The following is a 6,438-nucleotide window of genomic DNA, read 5'->3' as shown; positions in this document are numbered from 1 at the left end:
CGACAAAGACTGGTTACTCTGCTCAATGAAGAACGGTCCGGTCGACAATTCGACCGGACCGTGAAAGCCCCACCTCAGCGATATACCGTTCGCGTGATCAAAAAAGATCTTAACTGAACGGCATTACCGACTCGTCGGGGATTTTTTTCGTCTGTCGCTTTTGCAGCTGGCCGGGATATGCCGTACGGACGAGCTGCACATCACCTCGACAGCACTCCGGCCCATGAAAAATCCCCGCCCTCTTGCGAGTGGCGGGGATGTTCATTCTGACTGAAGCGGATCTGACTCAGATTTCTTCGTACAGGGGCAGCGTCAGGAACTCGGCAAAGGTCTCGGAGGTGGACATCTCTTCGAAGATCTTGGCCGCACGGTCATAGGTAGGACCGTCGCCAGCCACCTGCTTCACCTTGGCCAGCTCTTCCGGGATCATGGCGCGCACCATGTCGGCCGTGACCTTGCGCCCATCTTCCAGATTGCCCTTGGCGCTGCGGATCCACTGCCACACCTGGGCACGGCTGATCTCGGCGGTGGCCGCATCTTCCATCAGGTTATGGATGGGCACGCAACCGTTGCCGGCCAGCCAGGCACCCAGGTAGTGGATGCCGACGTTGATGTTGTAGCGCAGGCCGGCTTCGGTGATCGGGGTCTCCGGCTGGAAGTTCAGCAGGTCGGCCGCCTTCACGTCCACATCAGGACGCTGCTTTTCGAACTGGTTGGGCTTGTCGCCCAGCACGGCCACGAATTCCTTCATCGAGGCCTCGACCAGGCCCGGGTGCGCCACCCAGCCGCCGTCGTAGCCGTCGGTGGCGTCACGACGCTTGTCGTTGATGATGCCCTGCATGGCCACGGCGTTCTTTTCCGGGTCGTTCTTGATCGGGATCAGCGCGCTCATGCCGCCGATGGCCGGGGCGCCGCGCTTGTGGCAGGTCTTCAGCAGCAGCAATGCATAGGCGCGCATGAAGGGCGAAGTCATGGTGACCTTGGCGCGATCGGCCAGGCAGAAGTCCTTGTCGTTCTTGAATTTCTTGATGCAGGAGAAGATGTAGTCCCAACGGCCGGCGTTCAGGCCGGCGCTGTGCTCGCGCAGCTCATAGAGGATTTCTTCCATCTCGAAGGCGGCGGTGATGGTTTCGATCAGCACGGTGGCCTTGATGGTGCCTTGCGGCAGACCGATCTCGTTCTGCGCCATGACGAAGATGTCGTTCCACAGACGCGCTTCCAGGTGCGACTCCATCTTGGGCAGGTAGAAGTACGGGCCGGCGCCACGGGCCAGCTGCTCCTTGGCGTTGTGGAACAGGAACAGGGCGAAATCGAAGATGCCGCCGGAGATGCGCTTGCCGTCCAGGGTGACGTGCTTTTCATCCAGGTGCCAGCCACGCGGACGCACCACCAGGGTGGCGATCTTGTCGTTGAGCTTGTAGCTCTTGCCGTTGGATTCCAGCGAGATGGTGCGACGGATGGCGTCGGACAGGTTGATCTGGCCGCTGATCTGGTTATCCCAGACCGGCGAGTTGGAATCCTCGAAGTCGGTCATGTAGCTGTCGGCGCCCGAGTTGAAGGCGTTGATGACCATCTTGCGTTCCACCGGACCGGTGATTTCCACGCGACGGCACTTCAGTGCCTCGGGGATGGGCGCGATCTTCCAGTCGCCGGTGCGGATGGATTCGGTTTCCTTCAGGAAGTCGGGGCGCTCGCCGGCATCCAGGCGCTTGACGCGCTCGGCGCGGGCGGCCAGCAGTTCCTGACGGCGGCCTTCGAAGGCGCGCGAGAGTTTGGCGACCAGCGACAGGGCCTCGAAGGTCAGGACGTTTTCGTAACCCGGCTTGATTTCGCCGGAGATTTCCATGCCGGTGGGCAGCTTCAATTGCGTCATGCTGGACTCCTCAAAAAGAAAAATGGACTAGGTGAGCTTGTTTATCTTGTTTTCATGATTGTGCCTGATGCGCTGTCGCTTTTTGCATCGCATCACGCACTTTATGTACGCAGTATATTTAAACAAAATCCCTATGAGTGGAAGCTTTTATCACTTTATCTTTGCGTTTTAGTCATAAGTGAGCAGATAATCCGCAGGTAGTGATGATGCGGCCTGTGCCACTCCCGGCGCGGCTTTGCCCCCGATTCCAGCCTCTTCCCAGGGACCAGCATGGACCAGTTCAAGCAGATTTCGACCTTTGCCGAGGTCGCCACCCGTGGCAGCCTCTCGGCCGCCGCCCGCGCCGAGGGCATCGCCCCGGCCATGATAGGCCGCCGGCTGGACGCACTGGAAGAGCGCCTGGGCGTGAAATTGCTGCAACGGACCACCCGCAAGATCGTCCTCACCAATGAAGGTGCCGCCTTCCTGGAAGACTGCCAGCGCATCCTGGCCGACCTGGAAGATGCCGAATCGGCCGTCTCCGAACGCAGTGCCCGCGCCAGCGGGCAATTGCTGATTTCGGCCCCGGCCGGATTCGGACGCCAGCACGTGGCACCGCTGGTTCCCTCCTTCCTGGCCGAGCACCGCGACGTCACGCTCACGCTGAACCTGAACGATCGCATTGCCGACGTCATCGGTGAAGGAATAGACGTCGCCATCCGCATCGCCACCCTGACCGATTCCAACCTGGTGAGCGTGAAGCTGGCGGAAAACCACCGCGTCATCGTCGCTGCCCCCTCCTACCTACGTCGCCATGGCACGCCGCAGACCCCCGATGAGCTGGTGCGTCACAATTGCCTGGCCATGAGCAGCGAAGGCAGCCAGCGCGGCTGGACCCTGAAGCAATCGGGGAAGGTCAGCGTCTACAAGGTGGGGGGCAACATGGTCTGCAATGACGGTGAGGTGTTACACAACTGGGCGCTGGCCGGTCGCGGACTGGCCTGGCGCTCGATGTGGGAAGTCGGCGCCGCCATCGAGGCCGGGGAACTGGTCACGGTGCTGGACAAATTCGCCGCTCCGGCCCCCTCCATCTACGCCGTGTTCGCACAGCGACGCCACCTGCCCTTGCGTATCCGCGCTTTCGTGGATTTCCTGCGGCATGCATATGCCCAGCCGGATTACTGGAAACAGGCCAGATGACCACTGTTGACATGTGCCGCAGGTAAGGATGCGGTAAGACAGCTCACGGGATGATGCCGGCGTCGCATTCCCCTTGACGTCTTTCCCCTCCCCTGGAGTCCCCATGTCGATCCGCTTCTCTCCTCGCACGCCCCTGACCTGCGCCGCGCTACTGATGTTGCCCCTCCTGGCCCACGGCCAGCAATCCGCCACCACCGAGCCCGTTGCCGACAGCGGCAGCAGCAGCCAATGGGCGCTGGGTGCCGGCGTGGGCGTGGAACGCAGTCCCTATGCCGGCTACGGCAATCGCACCCGGGCGCTGCCCCTGCTTATGTACAATGGCCCCCGGTTCCGGTTGCTCGGCACCACGGCCGACCTGAAGCTGGGTGCCGTTGGTCCGGTCGGCTTCTCGCTGCGGGCGCAGTATGCCGATGAAGGCTATGAAGGCAGCGATGCGCCCATCCTGAATGGCATGGAAAAGCGCAAGGGTGGTTTCTGGCTGGGCGGTGCCGCCCTGTGGCGCAACCCGTATGCCGACCTGTCCCTGGAATGGCTGGCCGATGCATCCGGCAACAGCCATGGGCAGACCGTCAAACTGCGCGCAGAGCACCGTTTCAAGAGCGGCCGCTTTACGCTGGTACCCTACCTGGGAGTGAACTGGATGAGCAGCGACTATGTGGACTATTACTTCGGCGTACGCAGCAACGAGGTCCGGGCCGGTCGCGCCTTCTACCAGGGCAGCTCGACCGCAAACCTGGTGGGTGGCCTGCGCACCGACTGGCAGATGACATCCTCGCAGTCGCTGTTCCTGGATCTGCGCGTGACCCGCTTCGGCAGCGGCATCACCGATAGCCCCCTGGTCGATCGCAGCAGCGCCGCCGGGGTGCGCGCCGGTTATCTCTACCACTTCTGACGGGGTCCATTCCTTCATGATGAATCGCATCGCCCTGCTGGAAGACCATGAACGCATGGCCGCGCTGGTCAGCCGGGCGCTGGCGACGGCGGGCATCGAGACCGATGTCTACGGCACGCTGTCCCAGGCCACCATCGGCCTGGCACAGATCCGCTATCCGGCCCTGGTGCTGGATCGCAACCTACCCGATGGCGACGGCCTGCAACTGGTGCGCCAGTTGCGCGCCCGCCGCATCGATACCCCCTGCCTCATGCTGACCGCGCGCGACGCCCTGCACGATCGTATCGACGGGCTGGAGGCCGGCGCGGATGATTACCTCCCCAAACCCTTTTCGATGGAAGAACTGGTGGCCCGCGTGCGCGCCTTGATGCGACGCGCACCGCAGCAGCAGAGCCTGGCGCCGGAACACGGCGACCTGCGCATCGACCCGATGGAAAGCCGCATGGCCTGCGGAGCGGAGTCGATTTCCCTGTCCTCGGCCGAGCTGCAGCTGATGCTGGTGCTGGTGCGCGCAGCCGGCGCCACGGCGCGCCGCACCGCGCTGGAGGCTGCCGCCTGGGGTATTGCCGAGCCGGTCACGCCCAATGCGCTGGACGTGGCCTTGCATCGCCTGCGGCGCAAGTTGGCCGGGATCGATTCCGTCGTGCAGATCGTCAACCAGCGCGGATTGGGCTACGCCCTGAAATTGCCCCATGAAGACACCTGAAACCGCCGACCTGGCCGGCGCCACCGTCGCCCCCTCCCGGGCTTGCTGCCATCGCAGCCTGGCCCTGCACCTGCAGCTCGTCACCGCGCTGGTGCTCACGGTTACCGGTGCCGTGATCATCGGTGTCATCACGCTGATGCTGCGCTGGGGGCCGGATCTGCTGACCGACCTGTCGCTGAAGAACAATGCCAGCCAGGTCATCAAGGGCCTGCAGTTCGACCAGAACGACCGCCCCTACCGCACCGCCATCAACGACAAGGACGACGCCGCCTACGAAATCCTCAAGGCCGATAGCGTCTATCGCATCCTGGATGAGCAGGGCCGTGTCCTGCTGGCCTCGGATGGCATCACCCAGCCCTATGCCGAGCCGGGCAATCCCTTCACGCCCGCACCGACGCGACTGAAATTACGTGTCGATGGTCGCACCCTGCATGTACTCACCCGGCAGTTCGAACATGGCGGCCGCAACTACTACGTCCAGGTCATGCGCAGCGAGCGCCTGCTGCGCATCATCCAGGATGACAAGGGGCAGCGCCTGACCTGGATGATCATCATCGGCGCCATTGTCTGCGCGCTGCTGTTTTCCATCGTCGTGGCGGTGACCCTGCATCATCTGCTCAAGCCCTTGCGCCGGGCCGCCAATGCGGCGGCCACCATCGACATCGACAATCTGTCGGCGCGCCTGTCGGTGCAGGACGTGCCCCGCGAGATCACGCCGCTGTTCCACTCGGTGAACCTGGCACTGGACCGGCTGGAACAGGGCTACCGCCAGCAGCGGGATTTCCTGGCCACCGCGGCCCATGAACTGAAGACGCCACTGACCCTCATGCGCGGCCAGGTCGAACTGGGCGACGTCGCCGATGGCGAGATACTGCTGCAGGATATCGACCGCATGGCACGCCAGGTGCAGCAACTGCTGACCCTGGCCGAAGCCAGCGAACGCCATAACTACAGCATGCAGCAGACCTCACCGCAGGCTGCCTGGGCGCAGGCCACCAGCCAGCTGGAGCGGCTGGCGCAGCAGATGGCGGTGAAGGTGGTGATCGGGCCGGCTGACAGTGCGCCGCCATCCATGATCCTGGCCGACCCGGGGGCGCTGGGGGTGCTGTGCAAGAACCTGCTGGAGAATGCCCTGCATCACAGCCCGCCGGGCGGGACCGTGACGCTGCATGCCAATGCCCGACGGCTGTCGGTGCGCGACGAGGGACCGGGCATTGCGGAGGAGGCCCTGCCCCACCTGTTCGAGCGCTTCTGGCGCGGGCCGCATCGACGCGACCAGGGAGCGGGGCTGGGATTATCCATCTGCGCCGAGATCGCCCAGGCGCATGGCTGGGAAATCACGGCAGGCAACGGCCCGCGCGGGGCCGTCTTCGAAGTGCGATTCAACCCGGCAGCATAGGCCCGGCCGGCGTGACGTCAAAGTCGCGTCGGACCAACGGTTCGCCCTCGCTGAGCCGGAATACGCTGACCATCTGCATCAGCTGAGAAAGCCAGTGGTGGGGCTACCAGGCTGCACTCAGGGCGATGCGACGCTAAGGCATCACCCGTTGTGCCAATCAGTGTGCGGCGCCCCCCCCTTTTTCACTGCACGCTAGTGCTATTCACCTCTCCGTCCGCGAGAACGGGTCCCGCGTTGACACGCATGACCTGCCCCATCTGATCAAACACTTTCGACCTGCCACATCGGCGCGGCAAGGGCGTGAACGTAGATCGCCCACCAGCGCCGCGAGCGCGCAGGGAAATAACCAGGAGATCACTTCTGGCAGCGACCCGCCCCCCTCCCCTTCA

The 6,438-nt window shown here is 63.6% G+C and carries 5 protein-coding genes; 4 read left to right on the top strand and 1 reads right to left on the bottom strand.

Annotated elements, in window-relative coordinates:
- Positions 1-286 precede the first annotated feature (286 nt).
- Entirely contained in the window at positions 287-1,873 is a 1,587-nt protein-coding gene (gene aceB, locus HBH1_RS22680; RefSeq protein ID WP_102664478.1) for a malate synthase A, read from the bottom strand.
- 270 nt (positions 1,874-2,143) lie between these two features.
- Here aceB and HBH1_RS22675 point away from each other — a divergent pair, with 270 nt between their 5' ends.
- From HBH1_RS22675 to HBH1_RS22660, 4 genes are all read left to right on the top strand, one after another.
- Positions 2,144-3,052 carry a LysR family transcriptional regulator gene (locus HBH1_RS22675; protein WP_102664477.1) on the top strand — a complete coding sequence of 303 codons (909 nt, stop codon included), beginning with the start codon at positions 2,144-2,146 and terminating at the stop codon, positions 3,050-3,052.
- A gap of 103 nt (positions 3,053-3,155) precedes the next feature.
- On the top strand, positions 3,156-3,944 hold the full coding sequence (locus HBH1_RS22670; RefSeq protein WP_102664476.1) for a MipA/OmpV family protein: 789 nt from the start codon (positions 3,156-3,158) through the stop codon (positions 3,942-3,944).
- Positions 3,945-3,963: 19 nt separating this feature from the next.
- Entirely contained in the window at positions 3,964-4,650 is a 687-nt protein-coding gene (locus HBH1_RS22665) for a response regulator transcription factor (protein ID WP_102664482.1), read from the top strand.
- On the top strand, positions 4,637-6,049 hold the full coding sequence (locus tag HBH1_RS22660; protein WP_102664475.1) for a sensor histidine kinase: 1,413 nt from the start codon (positions 4,637-4,639) through the stop codon (positions 6,047-6,049). The genes HBH1_RS22665 and HBH1_RS22660 overlap by 14 nt, the downstream gene beginning before the upstream one ends.
- Positions 6,050-6,438: the final 389 nt, after the last annotated feature.

It is taken from the genome of Herbaspirillum sp. BH-1, from assembly GCF_002870055.1.
Taxonomy (GTDB): Bacteria; Pseudomonadota; Gammaproteobacteria; order Burkholderiales; family Burkholderiaceae_D; genus Herbaspirillum; species Herbaspirillum frisingense.
Note: the sequence above shows the minus strand (reverse complement) of the source record. Positions and strands in the feature narration are given on the sequence as shown.